Below are 16,997 nucleotides of genomic sequence, written 5' to 3'. Positions count from 1 at the left end.
CAGTATTTCAACTTAAATATGATTGTCTTCTTCTATAACTGCCAGTTGCAGTAACAGCAGAAATAATCTTTCCCAACAATTTAACAATCCAGCAATTTAACAATTCACTTCTTATCTTTGCTATCCGCTTATACTTTTACCCATGTCCCTGATCCCGAAAGAAACCGTTGACCAGATTTTAGCCCAGGCCGATATAACAGAGGTTGTAGGTGATTTTGTGTCGCTGAAGAAAAAGGGGCAGAACCTGTGGGCGTGTTGCCCTTTCCACCACGAGAAGTCTCCTTCATTTTCGGTATCACCAGCAAAAGGTATTTACAAGTGTTTTGGTTGCGGCAAGGCGGGTAACTCGGTGCAGTTTATCATGGATGTGGAGGGTACCAGCTTTCCGGAAGCACTGAAATACCTGGCAAAAAAGTATAGCATCGACATTCCTGAGGACAACCCCAGCCCGGAGTATGCACAGGCCCAGAGCGAGCGCGATAGCCTATTTATAGTTTCGGATTTCGCCAACAAGCATTTTCAGGAGCGGCTGCATAAGCATGAGCAGGGCGCCATAGGCCAATCATACTTAAAACAGCGCGGCCTTAGCGCGAATACTATTCGTAAATTTGAGCTTGGCTATAGTTTGGATGAGTGGACGGACCTTACGGATACTGCCCTGAAAGCCGGCTATCAGCAAAAATACCTGGAGGCAACCGGCCTTACCATTGTCAGGGAGGACGGCAAGAAGTTTGACCGTTTCCGGGGCCGTGTCATGTTCCCGATCCATAACGTTTCGGGTAGGGTGATAGGCTTTGGTGCCCGTACTTTAAAATCCAACGACAAGAAAAGCCCTAAATACCTCAACTCCCCGGAATCTGATATCTACCACAAAAGCAATGTGCTGTATGGTTTGTATCAGGCAAAGCAGGCGCTTCGCATGCAGGACATGTGCTATATGGTGGAGGGGTACCTGGATGTGCTTTCACTGCACCAGGGCGGTATCGAGAATGTGGTAGCCTCATCGGGAACTTCGCTTACCGAAGGGCAGATAAAGCTGATCTCGCGTTATACTCAGAACATAACCGTGCTCTACGACGGTGACGCAGCAGGTATAAAGGCATCCTTGCGTGGTATTGACCTTATACTTGAGAACGGTCTGAATGTGGATGTGGTAACTTTTCCGGAAGGGGAGGACCCGGACTCATACATTCAGAAAGTAGGCGACACTGCTTTTAAGGCTTATCTGAAAGAGAACGCAAGAGACTTTATATCTTTCAAGACCAGTTTATTTGCTGCTGAGGCCAAGGATAATCCGGTAAAAAAAGCTGAGGCGATCCGTGAGATCGTTACGTCCATCGCCAAGATTCCGGACTCGATCAAGCGCACGGTTTTCTTCCGAAGTTGCAGCCTCATTTTTGATATAGACGAGCAGGTACTGATTTCGGAGTACAACAAGATGCAGCTGCAGAGCAAGCAGCAACCCAAGACCGGAAGCCCTGAGCTGGATAGTATGGTTATGCCGGAAGAAGCAGAGCCGGAAAAGCCAGCATCGGATGAAGACCTGTTGCTACGCTATGAACGGGAGATAGTGCGGATGCTGCTGAACTACCCGGATAAAATGCTTGATGAAGGTATGACCACCTGTCAGTATATGCTGGAACAGCTGGAGGATGTGGAGTTCAGGACGCCGCTTTACCGCCGTTTTATGGAGCTTATCAAAGAAAAGCTTTGTGATAATGTGCTGCCAACTGCTGAGGACTTTATACATTACCCGGATCAGGAGATCAGGACTGAAGCAACAAACCTTTTATCAGACCCACACGAACTAAGCCACAACTGGGAAACGCACCAGATATTTGTGCCAACTGAATTGGACCTGTTGCCTTATGGCGCTGAGCGTGCCGTGCTAAGGTTGAAATGGCGCAATGTGGAGCTGCTCATGAAAAACGAAATGGAGAAGCTGCGCCTCGTTACCGACCCGCAGGAGCAGGACCGACAGCTGCAAACCATACTTATGCTAAAGAACCTACACATGCAGCTCGGCGATATGCTGGGGATTGTAGTGAATAAGTAAGAAACTGAAGCAGGATAGAGCAAGAGTGTTTTTTTTGATCTCCTAATGTTTTGTTAAATGCCTTGAAATGATGGGGTTTATATATCGTATTGAAGAGGTGATCTCGTTTAAAGGAAACTTATTTGCTGCTAACCACCTTTTCGCCTCGCCGGCTGGGCCTTACTTTTCTCCTTGATGAGAAAAGTAAGCAAAAGAATCAAGACGATTTTGAACTCGCTGAACGCTCAGACAAAAAATCGTCATTGGTGCACATGGCAATAGCTGTTGCCAAGTAGCAATTCAGACAGTTATACTTCCTCTCCTTTGCAAAACCGCTAGCCAAGAAGTGTCCATCCCAGCCTTTGGGTGGGGGAAGGGGCCCTCGATAAAGAGCGCCTTCTATTGTTGCGGTGCTGAGCGAAGCGAGGCAGCCCGCAGCGGAGCTTAAAGGGGGCCCCTTCCCCCGGAGCAGCTTCAATAGACAGCGCGATGCGCAATGGCGAGGCCTTGAGTTTACCCCGAAGCATTTCGGGGCCTTGAGGGCACCAATGCCAAAAGTGAAACTATAGGCAAATAAGATTGAGGAATAAAGGCATTAGAGAGAAAGTCAATATACTATAAATGTAAGTATAACCCCAACAAGCTATAGTGGTTAAACACAAATTCAACTAAAACCCCATCAAAAGTGTTACTCAAATAAAAAGGGATTGCGGTATAAACTTTATACTTTTGTATCGCTTTACTAAAAAATCAACAGCAGGCCTGAAAACATAAAGCGGGTGTGCACAAAATGAATAGTATGGAAACCAATACAACTGGTGAGATCAGACCATTAGACACAATAGAGTCTGCCATTGAAGACATCAGGCAAGGCAAAGTAGTTATTGTAGTGGATGATGATGACCGTGAGAACGAAGGCGACTTTGTTTGCGCTGCTGAAATGGTAACGCCAGAAATAGTGAACTTTATGGCAACGCACGGACGCGGGTTGATCTGTGCGCCTTTAACCGAAGAGCGTTGCGATGAGCTTGGCCTGGAGCTGATGGTTGGGCGTAACACGGCTTTGCATGCCACTCCGTTTACAGTGTCCGTGGACCTGATCGGACATGGCTGTACTACTGGTATCTCAGCCTCTGACCGCGCTAAAACCCTGCAGGCACTTGTTGACCCTAACACCGACCCGCATTCTTTGGGTAAGCCAGGGCACATTTTCCCGCTTAAAGCGAAAAAAGAAGGCGTTCTTCGCCGTGCCGGTCATACGGAGGCATCTGTGGATCTGGCTCGTTTAGCTGGTCTGGCTCCTGCCGGTGTGCTGGTAGAGATCATGAACGAAGACGGAACAATGGCCCGTCTACCGGATCTGGTTAAAGTGGCAGAGCGTTTCAACCTGAAGCTTATCTCGATAAAAGATCTGATTGAATACCGACTGAAGCATGAGAGCCTGATAGAGCGTGAGATTGCCGTTCAGTTGCCTACTGACTTTGGCGTGTTCGACCTTTATGCCTTTACACAGCTAAGCAACGAGGCAAAACACCTTGCGCTTGTAAAAGGCACCTGGGAAGAAGGTGAGCCTGTGATGGTGCGTGTACACTCTTCCTGCGTAACCGGCGACATCTTTGGTTCTTGCCGATGCGATTGCGGCCCACAGTTACACGAAGCTATGCGCATGATCGAGAAAGAGGGCAAGGGTGTTATTGTTTACATGAACCAGGAAGGCCGTGGTATAGGTTTGGTAAACAAGCTGAAAGCTTATAAGTTGCAGGAGCAGGGACTTGATACCGTGGAGGCTAACCTGGAGTTAGGCTTTGGCATGGATGAACGTGACTATGGGGTTGGTGCTCAGATCCTGCGCGACCTGGGTGTTACCAAGATGAGACTTATTTCGAATAACCCTAAGAAACGCTCCGGCCTGATGGGATATGGCCTGGAAGTAGTGGAACGTGTGCCCATCGAAATTAAGCCAAACGAGCATAATCAGAAGTACCTGACAACCAAGCGCGACAAGTTAGGACATGAGATTTTAAGAAGTGCTGCAATAGATAAATAGCACACTGGATAATAATTAATGCACATTTTCGTTTGTGCAATTTTATAAACCGGCTAGGGCGCCTAAAATGGGCTCTAGCCGGTTTTTTTTGGATTTTATCTTAAAGCTTTATTCTAAGCGCAACTTTTTAGTGCTTAAAACAATACAAAAGTATATACAGTTGATTACTAGTAGATTGGGTATGTGGTGTGTGATAGTAATTTCCAAAAAATTTAAGTGCTTTAACTATGAAAAAGATTCTTACCGCCTTGTTGGTAGTGTGTGTGTTGTTGGTGAGTGATGGGTTGTTTATAAATGCTGCAGAAGCGCAGGTAAGGCTGGCGTTGGATGTGCAGGAATGGCCTACCGGTAAAGTTGTAATGGTAAACGGCGATACGCTGTATGGTGCCTTAACCTACTACCGAACACCTGACATTGTAAACGTTCACCACCAGAATGGCTCTATGACCTCGGTTTCGCCGGTGAATGTAGAGTATTTTGTAGCGCAGGAAATGCCAAGCGGACGCTCTTTTACTTTCAAGACCCTGCATTGGGATCTTGGTAAACCTTACTCCAGGTTTAAAAAGCCCACTTTCTTCGAGATACTTAACCAGGGAGCCTTAACCTTGGTTAAACGCGAAGCCTACAGCCATAAAAATGGAAACATGAGTCCTGCCTTCCCGGTTGCAAACCAGAATGCTGGGCAATGGGACCCTGAGCAAATAAGGGATGTATACTATATCGTATTGCCTGATGGTGATATTGTAGGCCTGAAAAATCCGCGCAAAGACCTGCAGACTTTATTTGGGAGTAAGTATAAAGATGTGAAATCTTACATCAAATTAAACCGGCTTGACTATGAAAAGCCACATGAGTTGGTTGCCATCGTAAACTACTTTAATACACTTACAAGTTCTACAAGTCTCGCTTATTAAGTATAGTATAAGCTATAAGCAGTAACAAACCGATATAGCCAATGGCAAACAAAGCAGCCTGCTGCTGCGTCAGTTGCTCGGTTGGGGTGGTCATTTGGTCTAACAGGCCCTGCCCAGGCATGGGAGTTAAGCTTTTCAGCACCTTTACCGGCATATACTTGTCATATGCATCCGGCAGGCGAAAGTGGATCAGCGGCTCTATTACCTGGGCATAGGCTATAAAGGCGATGATAGCCAGGCCGCTCCTTTTTATCAATATAGCAAACACCAATGCCAAAACCATATAGCCGATTGCCTGCACAAAGTAGTAGGCCAGGGCATCCATCTTGGCAAACACGGCATTTGCATTAATGTTGGCTGTATGCTGTAATCCGAAGAACAAACCGAGTAACAGTAGAAAAAGCGTACTCAGGGCACCCAGGCCAAGTATAACATAAAACTTTGCCAGCACCAGTTCTGCCCTCGAAAGTCCATCGATCACCTGCTGCCGAAAGGTCCGGAAAGTGAACTCATCTGTAATGATAACGATAACTAGTATACCAAAAAGCAAGTTGAAGAAGCTGGCTGCATAGGAAAGGGTTTGCCAGAATCCGGGTAGCTTGTACATCTGGCTGCCAAGCGCCTGGCCGTTTATGGTAACATTACTGCTGGAGTATAGCACCAGTAGCATCAGTGCAGCGTAAATAGCCAAAATTACCCACACAGTACGGTAAGGTATAAGCTTGTGCAGTTCTATCCGGAGCAGGTTCATGGGTTGGTGTTTTTAATGATTTCCAAGAATTGGGCCTCCAGCGATTTACGGTGCAAGGTAAGCTGGGAAAGTATGGTGCCGGCCTCAAACATGGCCCTGTTCAGGTCTTTCCCGTCATAGCCCTCATGCAGCGTTACATGTATCGTGTCGCGTTCCGGCTGAAAAGACTCTACGAAAGGTATCCGTTTCAATGCTTCCAGCAACTCCCCGGTATTACCAGAGCTGATCACAAGCTGGTCCTTAGCAGAAAGGATGTTATCCACGCGGCCTTCCGCTTTAAGCTGACCCCGCTGCAATACGGCCACATGCGTGCATACTTTTTCTACCTCATCTAACAGGTGGCTGGCAAGTATAATTGTTTTCCCCTCTGCGGCTATTTTAAGTATAAGGTCGCGTACTTCGGCAATGCCCTCCGGGTCCAGGCCGTTGGTGGGCTCGTCCAGTACCAGTACTTCAGGGTTGTTCAGGAGTGCGGCAGCAATGGCAAGCCTTTGTTTCATGCCCAGCGAAAATCCCTTAAAAGTTGTGTGTTTACGTTGCTCCAAACCTACCTGGTGTAGCACCTGCAGTATGTTTTTGGCGTTAGCGCCTTTTATGTCGGCTATAACCTGCAGGTTTTTACGGGCAGTAAGGTATGGGTAAAAATTTGGTGTTTCGAGCAGGGCGCCTATACGTCGTTTTGTAGTATAGCTTGTTTGCTCCCCAAACCATGAATAGCTGCCGGAAGTGGGCCGCACTACATCCAGTATCATGCCGAGCGTGGTGGTTTTGCCGCTTCCGTTTGGGCCCAGCAGTCCGTAGATGCTGCCGCTGGCAACCTCTATAGAGAGCCTGTCTACGGCTAAGATGGACCCATAGCGTTTTGTAAGTTTGTCTATGTTGAGCACTTCTGTCATGAGGGCAGCTTTATACTTTGCTAGGCGTTACCTTAAACAAATATAGTATTTCTAAGCTGCTTTGCAAGCCATATGCTTTAAACCACCTTTTGCCTTTAATTCAGCCTGGGCAACTATATGGCAAGCTTTCAGCTTGCGCAGGTATGCAAAAGTATAAGAAGCGGCTCACGCAAGCTGAAAGCTTGCCCACATGGACAACCACGAGTTGAAAACTCGCGGTAGATAGAGAATTTAATACTTGTGCCCTGAGAGTAGCCTTGGAAGGTTTAGGGGTGGGTTAATTGCAACTTGAGTTAAATGATCCTGCTGATCAACTTATCGCTAAGATTGCCAGGTGACAGTGCAGAGGTTTTACTGCTTACTGAAGTCGATGTTATAGGTAAAGCCAAGTTGCAGGGTATGGTTGTGCTCAAATACAATACCGTTTGCCTTCTGAACGATCTGGTTCAGGTAGCCTGCTTCTATTGCCGCTGCATCGCTTATTTTATAACCAAGAGCTATGAAAGCCCTGTTCTGGTCAAAAATGTTGCGCTGTATGTTATTGCCAAAGCCGATAAATACTTCATCATACACGGCCAGGTAGGGCTCCTTAGCCTCCGTAGTTGCGCCTACCAAAGGCAATGTTGCGCGCAGCATGTAGCGTGCACGGTTGAGGTAAGTATAATCGGAGGTTACCGGCGATTGCACCCAGCGTTGCTCCAGGCGATAACGATGTACAAGCCCGACGCGTTCAATATTGCCTTTTAGTTGCAATTGCTCATATATGCGGTGCTCCACAAAATCGTCAGCTGCCGGAAACTCCCCGTAAGGGTATGTTTTGATGAAGCCGTACCCAAGCGTGAACATGGCGCTCTCGGTGAGATTATAGTTCACACCCGTTCGTATCAGCAGCTGCTGCGGGTCTTTTAACAGGTTGTGCCTGCGTACCTGCAGCTCGGTGTGCAAGCCCCATTTATCGGTAAGTTTATGGTCGCCGAAGTACATGTACCAGCCATTCTGGTTAAAGTCTTTAACGCGGCCACTCTGCGATGCGGCATTTTTGGGGAAACTTGCCAACAGGCATATAAGTATAACTAGCAGGTAGTAACGAGGTGTAGTAAATTCCATGTCCAAAATTGTCTCCTCAAGACGTATTGTGCAAGCTTCTGCTATACTTTTTTAACAATAGGTAATGCAGCGCTTTTCCATAAATAAAATCTTTATCTCCCCTTTATACTTTTTAAAAGAAAGCTGTAGCTTAGGTTGCAGTAAACACTTTAGCTTGCCAGCACCATGATTTTTTTAGAACGAGACTATCTGCGAGTGTGGGTGGATAGAAGTATAAAGCTGATGTATTCAGAGTGGCGCAGGCCTGTAAACAGCCAGGAATACCGCGACGGAAACACGCTCTTATTGGAGCATCTCCATAGCTATGGCGTAGTAAACTGGATTGCCGACTCGGCGCATCTGGGGGATATTACCGTAGAAGATGAAAACTGGACGCTGCAGCATCTGGTGCCCGGGTTCACGCAGACACTCCTTCAGAAAATTGCCAGAGTTAGCGGCCATGACAATTCCAGCTACACAAAGTTTGAGAACTTTGCCAGGCGCGCCGAAGACATGTACATCGGGCCTATACAGGTGCGCCAGTTTATTACCTACAAGGAAGCCGCCGACTGGATAGGAGATATTATCGCTTAATTTTTAAGGTAGATAAGAAAGGTGCCGGGCTTACGTTATATGCCTGCCTAGTGCATTAAATGATGATCAGATAACAGCAGATAAATTATGAGCGTTAAACACCTGCTATGCCTGTGCGGCTTTATACTTATAAGCTTCTGCAGTTTCGGGCAGCAGCAGAACAATACCATCTGGGTAGTAGACTACGTGAAAATAAAAAACGGGAAAACCGCCGAAACGCTGTTTTACTACAACCAAAACTGGAAGCGGTACCGGGAGGAGGCCCTCAGGAAAGGCCACATCAAATCTTACAAAATACTGATGGCGCAACCCGACGACCAGCAAAACTTTGACCTGATGCTGATGACCGAGTTTGCCGACAGTACGCAGTTAAGGAAAGTGGAGGAGCATTTTCAGCCGATCATAAAAGCCCTTAACCCGGATGGCCCGAAACTTTTGAATGATGTAAAGCCGGCTGAGTTCAGGGAAACCGTTTACAACAAGCGTTTTTACCAGCTAGCCCCATTTTTGCCGTAATCTGCAGGTTATGTTATAAATGAAAGTATAGAAGCCACTGCCAAAGTGGCTTTTTTGCTTCAGTGGTTTATACTTACTTTGCTGTAGATTTAGCCTTGGATATGAAGCACGGGAATTATGTAAAGGTAGAGTTGACTGTGAGTGCGGCAAAAGCGAACCTGTATGCGCTGTACTTTATCGTGCCAATTGTGCTGCTGTACATACCGGTGTATGTGTTGGCCTGGCCGGAGCAGTTCAGCTTTACGGGCCTTAAAGAACTGGTGGCAGCACATAAAACCATACTTCTTGTTTCGCCGGCAATTATGCTGGGGGTGTTTGTGCTTGGCGCAGTTGTTCATGAACTGCTACATGGCCTTACCTGGGCTATTTTCTGCGAGCGTGGGCTTAAGTCTATAAAGTATGGGGTTTACTGGTCGCTGCTAACGCCATATTGCCACTGCGAAGAGGTGCTGCCGCTTCGGGCTTATGTTTTAGGTGGCATGATGCCGGGCCTTATAATGGGCTTGCTGCCTGCCCTGGCCGGACTTGTGTTGGGAAACCTGCTGCTGTTCCTGTTCGGGCTTTTCTTTTCCATTGCAGCCGGCGGCGATCTGCTGGTGCTCTGGATGCTGCGGCACCAAAAGAAAGATGACCTGGTACAAGACCACCCGGATAAAATTGGCTGCTTTGTGCTGGTAAAGAATAACTGAGAATGAACAACACTTACGATAGCATCATATTTGACCTCGACGGCACCCTCTGGGACTCTACCGAAACCATTGCCATTGCTTGGCAGCAGGCTTTAGAGGCCTTCGGGATGGACGGCAGAAGTATAAACGCCGAAATGGTGCGCGGCCTGGCCGGCATGCCATATAATGCCATCTACGATAAACTGTTTCCGGAACTGCAGGGGGAGAAGCGGGAGCAGTTGCAGAGACTATGCGCCAGTAAGGAGCTTGAGGTGCTGCAGCAGCTTGGAGGCAAACTTTACCCGGAGGTAAAAGAAACGCTTTTGCATCTGGCCACAAAGTATAAACTGGCCATTGTGAGCAATTGCCAGAGTGGCTACATCGAAATTTTTCTGGACCATCACCAACTGCATCCGTATTTTATTGACCATGAATGCTACGGCAATAAAGGCATCTCGAAGGGGGATAACATACGGGAAGTGATCAGCAGAAACAAATTCAAGAATGCTGTTTACGTTGGCGACACTACCGGAGATTATGAGGCAAGCCTGCAGGCCAACGTTCCTTTTATACTTGCAGGTTTCGGCTTCGGAAATGTGAAGGAAGAGGTACACACTATCAAGAGTTTTTCGGAGCTTAAAAGGTTATAGTATACTCAATGCTATACTATTTTAGTGCTGAACAGAGTTGTTAAAGTATAGATTGGAAGTGCGGCATGGACAACCTTTAACATCAACTGGTATGCACATAAAGTTTCTTACCTCCGCTTCCTTACTGTTCCTGATCTCTATCTCAACTCTTGCACAAAACAGCGGCAGCCTTAACGCAGGCCTTGGGCTTAAACTGCTAAATAACCACCGGGACTGGAGTATTATGGTGCCTGCCATGGAAGTTGAGTATTTCAGACCCTATAACACATTGCTTAGCTTTTCGGGGGTGGCCGGGGTAGGGGCTGGTAAAAGGGAAAGCCTCGTCAGCCATGATCTGGACCATTATGCCTTTATCTCGCACCTGGATGGTAATATTTTTATATCCCCTTTCGGAAACACAAACAAGTATAACCTGAAAATCGGCACTGGTTTATCGGTAATGTATGCCTCGGAGTGGTTTAGAGGAGCTGCGCGTGCTGAGAGCGCTGCACCGATTAATAGGTTCAGGGCAGGCCTTAGCATGATAATGGAAAACGAGTGGCATATCGGAAGCGACAACACCCTGGGCCTGAAAACAATGGTGCAGCCCTATACAAACCAGGAGTGGGTGTACAGTTTGATGTTTAAGTATGGGTGGCGTCTGTAACATGCATGTTATTCTGTCCAATGCTGCAATAAAGGTCCTCTTTTACCGAAAACCGGATCTGCTTTTGGTAAGGCCACCTGTGCTATGTTCTTTTGCTTTTCTTGTGGGTCGTCTTGTTCTGTGCAGATGTCGTAGTTTTCCTGGCCGCCTGGGTAGGCTCCCACTACTTTAAAGTTTGGAGAGGCACTTTTAAGGCAGTGGCCGGTACCGGCAGGCAACACCACCATATCACCGGCTTTTACCGCTGTCTCTTCGCCTCCTGGTCCGCCAAGTATAAGTATGGCCGAGCCATCTGCCACACCCAGCACCTCATGCGATTTGCTGTGGTAATGGTGATAGTCGAACACACCGTTTACCCACGAGCCACCCCAGTTATTCTTTGCAAAAACATCTTTAAAGCGATCAGCCAGATTATCTGGCTCAGGGAATAACTGCTGGTAAAGCAGCACAGGCAGATGCGGGTTGTTTGGGATGTTGCCGTGTGGCGCTAAGTATAGCGTTTTATTCTCTGGTGCATCTTTCATACCTAATTTTACTTACCTGCATTGTCAAAAGTTTATACAGGTTTTAATGTATGGCCATACTTCTTTCCTTCCTCAGAAAGTAACCTTAACTTGTGCGCATATCAGAACACATAAACCTGAACACTATGAAGAAAACCTTGCTTTTTATACTTTTTGCGGCCAGTTGCTGGGCCTGCACCGCTACCAAAGAAACGGAGCAAGCCACGGTAACGATGGATGAACTTGCCGAACGTTACGTAAAAACGCTTCTGAAACTTGGCCAGTACGACGGTGATATTGTGGATGCTTACTATGGTCCGGAAGAATGGAAGCCCACCGACGAACCAGCCGACACCTTGCCTGCAGCAGAATTCCTGACAGAGTTTAAACTGATACAGCAGCAACTGATGGCACAGAACGCAGAAGCCATGACAGCGGATGAAAAGCGCAGGCTGGAGATGTTTAAAAAGCAGGTGCTGGCCGCTATCACAAAAGTTGAGATGATGCAGGGCAAAAAGTATAGTTTTGACGAGGAAGCCAGGCTACTGTACGACGCGGAGCTGCCACACTACAAACTGGCTTACTTCGATTCTATACTAACCGCCATAGACAAACAACTGCCGGGCAATGGAAGCGTTGCCGAACGCTGGGATGCCTACCGTGCAAAGTTTGAGATCCCGAAAGCCAGACTCGACACAGTGTTTAAGGCTGCGATTGCCGAGGCGCGTAAAAGAACCAAGGCCTATTACAACTTGCCGGAGCAGGAGAACTTTAAGCTGGAGTTTGTGACAGATAAGGCCTGGTCGGGGTACAATTACTACAAAGGCAACGGCTATAGCCTCATCCAGATCAACACCGATTTCCCGATCTATATTGAGCGTGCCGTGGACCTGGCCGCACACGAAGGCTATCCCGGGCACCATGTGTTTAACGCATTGCTGGAGCAAAACCTGGTAAATAAAAAGGGTTGGAAAGAGTATGCGATCTACCCACTGTTTAGTCCGCAGTCGCTGATAGCCGAGGGTAGTGCAAACTATGGCATACATGTGGCTTTCCCGGCAGGTGACCGGCTGGCTTTTGAGAAAAACGTGCTGTTCCCATTGGCCGGACTTAACCCCAATGAGGCAGATCGCTATTATGCCATACTTGAAAAGATCGGGCAGCTGGATTTTGCCGGAAACGAGGCCGCCCGGCGCTACCTTAACGGGGAGATAAGCCGTGAGGAGGCCGCTGACATGCTGGTAAAGTATAACCTCTACAAAAAAGACAAAGCCCTGCAGCGTACCCGCTTTATGGATAAGTACCGCAGCTACGTGATCAACTATAACCTGGGCAAACAGCTTGTAAAGGACTACGTGGAGCGGCAGGGAGGCACAGATGCCAACCCTGAAAAACGCTGGGAGGTATTCGGTGAACTACTTTCCAACCCGAACACAGCCTCTATGCTTAAATAAGCCCGACCATACTTTCTAACAGATGCAAAAGATAAAATTATACCAGATAGATGCCTTCACTGACAAGGTATTTGGTGGCAACCCTGCTGCCGTTTGCGTACTTGACAAATGGCTCGACGATGACACGATGCAGAAGATAGCAGGGGAGAATAACCTGGCCGAAACCGCTTTTGTAGTGCCTGACGGGGACACTTACCAGATCAGGTGGTTTACCCCGACTGTGGAGGTAGACCTTTGCGGCCATGCCACGCTGGCTTCGGCTTATGTGCTGTTCAGATATTACCAACATCCCACAAACAAGATCATGCTGCACTCCGGGCGTAGCGGGCAGTTGGCAGTTACTAAAACAGGAGAGAAGCTTACCCTTGATTTTCCGGTGGATGCGTTTACTGAGATTGAGGTGCCACAGGTGCTGGTAGAATCGCTGGGTAAAAAGCCTATGGCCGCTTTCCGGGGCAAAACCGACTTCATGCTGGTATTCCCGTCTCAGCAGGACATCGAGACGCTTAACCCTGATCAGGGATTATTGGTACAGGTTGGAGGCCGAGGCGTGATCGTAACTGCACCCGGAAACGAAGTCGATTTCGTATCGAGGTTTTTCGCGCCTCAGGTAGGCATCAGCGAAGATCCTGTAACCGGATCAGCACACACTACCCTAACGCCGTACTGGAGTAAGCAATTAGGCAGGAAAACACTTACGGCAAAGCAGCTTTCCAGGAGAGTAGGTGATTTAACCTGTGAGCTTGCCGGCGATAGGGTTTATATAACCGGTAATGCTGTAACCTACCTTATCGGTGAGATTGAAGCATAAACCAAAAACATCCGCCCTTGCTGCGTGTTATCACTAGCAAGCACATTTATTCGCCCTTTTTATTGTTGGTGAAAAACAACAGCAATGGCAATAAAAACGGAGAGCCATCCAGTATTTGGATGGCTCTCCGTTTTGTTTAATACTTATAATTTGCAGGTACTACTTCGCTATCGCTTTAAAGACCAGGTCCGATAGGAAATCTTCTAGCTGTCCGTTCCGGTCATTGTCAATGTTCGTTAACGAGGGCAGGTGCTGCGAAAAGAACACCTGGTAATGGGCGCTCTCCGCCACCGTGGATACCAGCGAGTCAGGATACTTGTAATCGGGGTTAATTTCCTGCACTATACTGGAAATGCGCCTGCAAAGCCGCTTGTAGCTCAGGAAAAAACCGTGCTTGTTATCAGTGTCAACTTCCTTGGTAAGGTAAGCCTTGGCCGCCTCTGCGATCACGATGCGTTGCAGCGCCACCTCACTGATATGGGAAAAATTGTCGTCGTTCTCAATCTTTCCGGAAAGTATATGAATGGCGATCCTTAGCCTCTCAGTTGCCGACTCAATGTTGGAGGTAGCGAAAACCAGCCTGTATTCCAGCCAGTTCCAGTACCAGGAAATAAGATATACCAGCAAAGTATGCTTACTCTCGAAGTACCGGTAGATAGTAGCTTCTGTTGTCCCTATCTTTTCGGCCAGCTTTCTGAAAGTAAACGCTTCCAGGCCTAACTCGTCGATCAGAAGTATACTGTTCTCAATGATCTGTTGTCCCTTTTTAGAGCTTTCCGGATCTTTCAGGTATACTTTCTCGTCAACGGTTATCCTAATGTTTGCCAGCAAGCTCTTCATTAGCCGTTCCCTTCAGGTTAAATGTATGCTCGTAAAACTCCACAGCCCCGGTTTCCACATCATACATGCCACCAATAATGCCAATCTCGCCATTCGAGATCATTTCTCTCAGAATAGGACTTTTTTCCTGGATCACGTCCAGCATTCTGTGTACGTTTTCCTGCGCCACTTTCTCCACAAACTCCGCATTCGACGAGTTTTTTGGTCCTGATGTCTCAACAGCATTTACAGCAGGCTCTATTTTCTTTACCAGGCCTGTCAGGTTGCCCATCTCCACGTGATCGCAAGCGCCTTTTATGGCACCGCACTTCGTGTGCCCCAGCACCACGATCAGTTTAGAGCCAGCTACTTTGCAGGCAAACTCCATACTTCCCAGAATGTCTTCGTTAACAATGTTTCCTGCAATTCTGGCGCTGAAGATGTCGCCCAGGCCCTGGTCAAAAATAAGTTCGGCAGAGGTTCTGGAATCGATACAGCTAAGGATGATCGCAAATGGGTGTTGTCCGGTAGAGGTTTCGTTAACCTGCTGTAACAGGTTCCGGTTAGCTTTTAGGTTACTGATAAAGCGTTTGTTTCCTTCTACAAGTATCTCTATGGCTTTTTGGGGCGTAAGTTGTGCCTGTGTTTCTTTTGTTTGTGTTCTCATTGTAATTTCTATTTATAAGTTTAGGTGAGGCTAAAATGGGTTATTCACGTTTACTTCTTCTTCCTGCAGTTCGTGTATAGTAAGCTTGATGTTTTTGGTGTGGGCAGTCTCTCTGAAGTCTTCTATCAGTTCCCTCACGTCGTGGTCTACCACAGCTGATCTGGCGTAGTCAATCTCCAGTTCAGCGCCTTCCGGAACTGTTCTCAAAGTGCGTAAAATATTGCCTTTGTTCAAGAATGTCACCTCTTCGGCCAGTATCATGTGGTACTTTATGGTACCATCGGGCATCTTTTCCTTATGCATCAGGTGAGACACCTGGTAGCTGTTTTTAAGTATAAAGAAGATGGCCACCGCCATACCGATGCCAATACCTGTAAGCAGGTCCGTGAATACAATTGCAATAATAGTGACAATAAATGGCAAAAACTGCATCATGCCGTAGCTATACATGCTTTTAAACAGTGCGGGCTTGGCAAGTTTGTAGCCTACCATTAACAGAATGGCGGCAAGGCTGGCAAGCGGTATCAGGTTCAGGATGTCAGGTATAACCATGACACACACCAGTATAAGTATACCATGTATGAAAGCTGATAGCTTTGTTTTACCCCCCGACTGCACATTTGCGGAGCTACGAACAATTACCTGCGTGATAGGCAGGCCGCCAAGCAAACCGGAAATAATATTGCCCACACCCTGCGCTGTTAGCTCGCGGTTGGCCGGGCTGATACGCTTGTAAGGGTCTAGCTTATCTGTCGCTTCCAGGCAAAGCAGTGTTTCCAGGCTGGCAACCACAGCCAGCGTGCCAGCCAGAAATAATACCTTGTAGTCAAAAATGTGGCTGAAGTCCGGTGCTGTGAACTGACCAAAGAACCCTGTTAGGCTATCGGATACAGGCAGCGTAACCAAATGATTATCACGAAGCGCCAGCGCCGGGTAGGAGTTCTGGAAGAGTAGGTTGAGGCCAATGCCCAGTAAAACCACTACCAAAGGCCCCTGTATCAACTGGAATATTTTGCTCTTTTTCACGAGCACCTGATCCCAGAGTATAAGTATGAAAAGGGAAAGTATACTGATGATAACAGCCGACGGTGTGATGTAATTTATACTTGCAAAAAGCTCTGAGAAGGTTGTGCCACCCTGCGGCTCCAGAAAGTTGAAGTTACCCTCGTAATTCTCGTCATAGCCAAAAGCATGCGGAATCTGCTTCAGGATGATGATAACACCAATACCGGCCAGCATACCTTTGATAACAGAAGTAGGGAAGTAGTAACCGATATTACCCGCTTTTAACAGGCCCAGCACCAGCTGTATCACACCGGCCAGCACTACTGCCGAAAGGAAGACATGGAAATCGCCCAGCTCCTGTATGGCATTTAAAACGATCACCGCCAAGCCTGCCGCCGGGCCACTCACCCCAAGCTGCGATCCACTGATCAGCGACACAACGATGCCGCCTACAAAACCGGCAATAATGCCTGAAAACAAGGGGGCGCCGGAGGCCATTGCAATACCAAGGCAAAGCGGAACAGCTACCAGGAAAACCACGATTCCGGCTGGCAGGTCACTTTTAATTTCTCTAAAGCTTATCATAATTCTTAACTAACAGTATTAATAAGTATTACAATAGTATTACTATAGAGTTTCAAAGTATAACATATTTATTGCTTTTGCAAACCTGTTTCTTGGTAAATACCATGTTTTCGGTGGGCAACAACATTTTAGGGCGTAGGTTTATACTACCTTAGGTATACATAGGGCTGTTGCTGTACTGCCTGGTTATCAGTTGTAAATGATTGCTTTGCATTGAAAGGCTTATAACAAAACATGAATCATCCCGAACTTTTTAACCTAGAGTAATAGCTAAGTTCGTCGAAGAGGTTGGCCAGTGCCAATCGGATGCGGTAAAGCGGCGTGGGAGTGTTCCTGCACCGCTTTCCTGT

The 16,997-nt window shown here is 47.3% G+C and carries 17 protein-coding genes; 10 read left to right on the top strand and 7 right to left on the bottom strand.

The features are described 5' to 3' along the window. Window positions 1-142: 142 nt before the first annotated feature. The 3 genes from dnaG to AC4BAP_RS03125 all read left to right on the top strand — a co-directional run bounded on the left by dnaG (window position 143) and on the right by AC4BAP_RS03125 (window position 4,996). A complete protein-coding gene (gene dnaG / locus AC4BAP_RS03135) occupies window positions 143-2,056 on the top strand; it encodes a DNA primase (RefSeq protein WP_490581164.1) in 1,914 nt (637 codons plus the stop codon). 778 nt (window positions 2,057-2,834) lie between these two features. Further along, the gene (locus AC4BAP_RS03130) at window positions 2,835-4,082 is read left to right on the top strand and encodes a bifunctional 3,4-dihydroxy-2-butanone-4-phosphate synthase/GTP cyclohydrolase II (RefSeq protein WP_490581163.1); all 1,248 of its coding nucleotides are present in this window, start codon (window positions 2,835-2,837) and stop codon (window positions 4,080-4,082) included. 227 nt (window positions 4,083-4,309) lie between these two features. Then, complete coding sequence (locus AC4BAP_RS03125; RefSeq protein WP_490581162.1) at window positions 4,310-4,996, top strand: hypothetical protein; 687 nt, start codon at window positions 4,310-4,312, stop codon at window positions 4,994-4,996. On the opposite strand, the gene AC4BAP_RS03120 is transcribed toward AC4BAP_RS03125, so the two are convergent. The 3 genes from AC4BAP_RS03120 to AC4BAP_RS03110 all read right to left on the bottom strand — a co-directional run bounded on the left by AC4BAP_RS03120 (window position 4,977) and on the right by AC4BAP_RS03110 (window position 7,750). After that, window positions 4,977-5,747, bottom strand: coding sequence for a DUF2705 family protein (locus tag AC4BAP_RS03120; protein ID WP_490581161.1), 771 nt, complete (start codon window positions 5,745-5,747; stop codon window positions 4,977-4,979). The two genes, AC4BAP_RS03125 and AC4BAP_RS03120, sit on opposite strands and share 20 nt — an antisense overlap. Continuing rightward, window positions 5,744-6,643, bottom strand: coding sequence for an ABC transporter ATP-binding protein (locus AC4BAP_RS03115; protein WP_490581160.1), 900 nt, complete (start codon window positions 6,641-6,643; stop codon window positions 5,744-5,746). Before AC4BAP_RS03115 ends, AC4BAP_RS03120 begins: the two co-directional genes overlap by 4 nt. A gap of 351 nt (window positions 6,644-6,994) precedes the next feature. Next, complete coding sequence (locus AC4BAP_RS03110) at window positions 6,995-7,750, bottom strand: DUF2490 domain-containing protein (protein WP_490581159.1); 756 nt, start codon at window positions 7,748-7,750, stop codon at window positions 6,995-6,997. Window positions 7,751-7,915: 165 nt separating this feature from the next. On the opposite strand from AC4BAP_RS03110, the gene AC4BAP_RS03105 reads away from it, so the two are divergent. From AC4BAP_RS03105 to AC4BAP_RS03085, 5 genes are all read left to right on the top strand, one after another. Further along, window positions 7,916-8,323 (top strand): hypothetical protein, encoded by a 408-nt coding sequence (locus AC4BAP_RS03105; RefSeq protein ID WP_490581158.1) that lies wholly within the window; start codon window positions 7,916-7,918, stop codon window positions 8,321-8,323. A gap of 87 nt (window positions 8,324-8,410) precedes the next feature. Beyond that, entirely contained in the window at window positions 8,411-8,839 is a 429-nt protein-coding gene (locus AC4BAP_RS03100; protein WP_490581157.1) for a hypothetical protein, read from the top strand. Window positions 8,840-8,940: 101 nt separating this feature from the next. After that, window positions 8,941-9,528, top strand: a complete 588-nt coding sequence (locus AC4BAP_RS03095; protein ID WP_490581156.1) for a DUF3267 domain-containing protein — start codon at window positions 8,941-8,943, stop codon at window positions 9,526-9,528. Window positions 9,529-9,530: 2 nt separating this feature from the next. Next, window positions 9,531-10,157: an HAD family hydrolase gene (locus tag AC4BAP_RS03090; protein ID WP_490581155.1), complete on the top strand. Its 627-nt coding sequence runs from the start codon at window positions 9,531-9,533 to the stop codon at window positions 10,155-10,157. A gap of 91 nt (window positions 10,158-10,248) precedes the next feature. After that, window positions 10,249-10,803, top strand: coding sequence for a hypothetical protein (locus AC4BAP_RS03085; RefSeq protein ID WP_490581154.1), 555 nt, complete (start codon window positions 10,249-10,251; stop codon window positions 10,801-10,803). Between the two features lie 8 nt (window positions 10,804-10,811). Here AC4BAP_RS03085 and AC4BAP_RS03080 read toward each other — a convergent pair whose 3' ends face one another. Further along, window positions 10,812-11,327 (bottom strand): cupin domain-containing protein, encoded by a 516-nt coding sequence (locus tag AC4BAP_RS03080; protein ID WP_490581153.1) that lies wholly within the window; start codon window positions 11,325-11,327, stop codon window positions 10,812-10,814. Between the two features lie 125 nt (window positions 11,328-11,452). Here AC4BAP_RS03080 and AC4BAP_RS03075 point away from each other — a divergent pair, with 125 nt between their 5' ends. Beyond that, window positions 11,453-12,760 carry a hypothetical protein gene (locus tag AC4BAP_RS03075; RefSeq protein WP_490581152.1) on the top strand — a complete coding sequence of 436 codons (1,308 nt, stop codon included), beginning with the start codon at window positions 11,453-11,455 and terminating at the stop codon, window positions 12,758-12,760. 22 nt (window positions 12,761-12,782) lie between these two features. Next, window positions 12,783-13,571, top strand: coding sequence for a PhzF family phenazine biosynthesis protein (locus tag AC4BAP_RS03070; RefSeq protein ID WP_490581151.1), 789 nt, complete (start codon window positions 12,783-12,785; stop codon window positions 13,569-13,571). 159 nt (window positions 13,572-13,730) lie between these two features. Here AC4BAP_RS03070 and AC4BAP_RS03065 read toward each other — a convergent pair whose 3' ends face one another. Genes AC4BAP_RS03065 through AC4BAP_RS03055 form a run of 3 tightly spaced genes read right to left on the bottom strand, consistent with a single transcriptional unit; the run spans window position 13,731 to window position 16,647 of the window. Then, the gene (locus tag AC4BAP_RS03065; RefSeq protein WP_490581150.1) at window positions 13,731-14,411 is read right to left on the bottom strand and encodes a TetR/AcrR family transcriptional regulator; all 681 of its coding nucleotides are present in this window, start codon (window positions 14,409-14,411) and stop codon (window positions 13,731-13,733) included. Then, window positions 14,386-15,057, bottom strand: coding sequence for a carbonic anhydrase family protein (locus AC4BAP_RS03060; RefSeq protein ID WP_490581149.1), 672 nt, complete (start codon window positions 15,055-15,057; stop codon window positions 14,386-14,388). The genes AC4BAP_RS03065 and AC4BAP_RS03060 overlap by 26 nt, the downstream gene beginning before the upstream one ends. Before the next feature lie 30 nt (window positions 15,058-15,087). Continuing rightward, window positions 15,088-16,647: a SulP family inorganic anion transporter gene (locus AC4BAP_RS03055; protein ID WP_490581148.1), complete on the bottom strand. Its 1,560-nt coding sequence runs from the start codon at window positions 16,645-16,647 to the stop codon at window positions 15,088-15,090. Window positions 16,648-16,997: the final 350 nt, after the last annotated feature.

The sequence above is a fragment of the Pontibacter sp. GD7 genome (assembly GCF_058216375.1).
The sequence above is the reverse complement of the archived record's forward strand: the minus strand, read 5'-3'. Positions and strand labels throughout refer to the sequence as shown.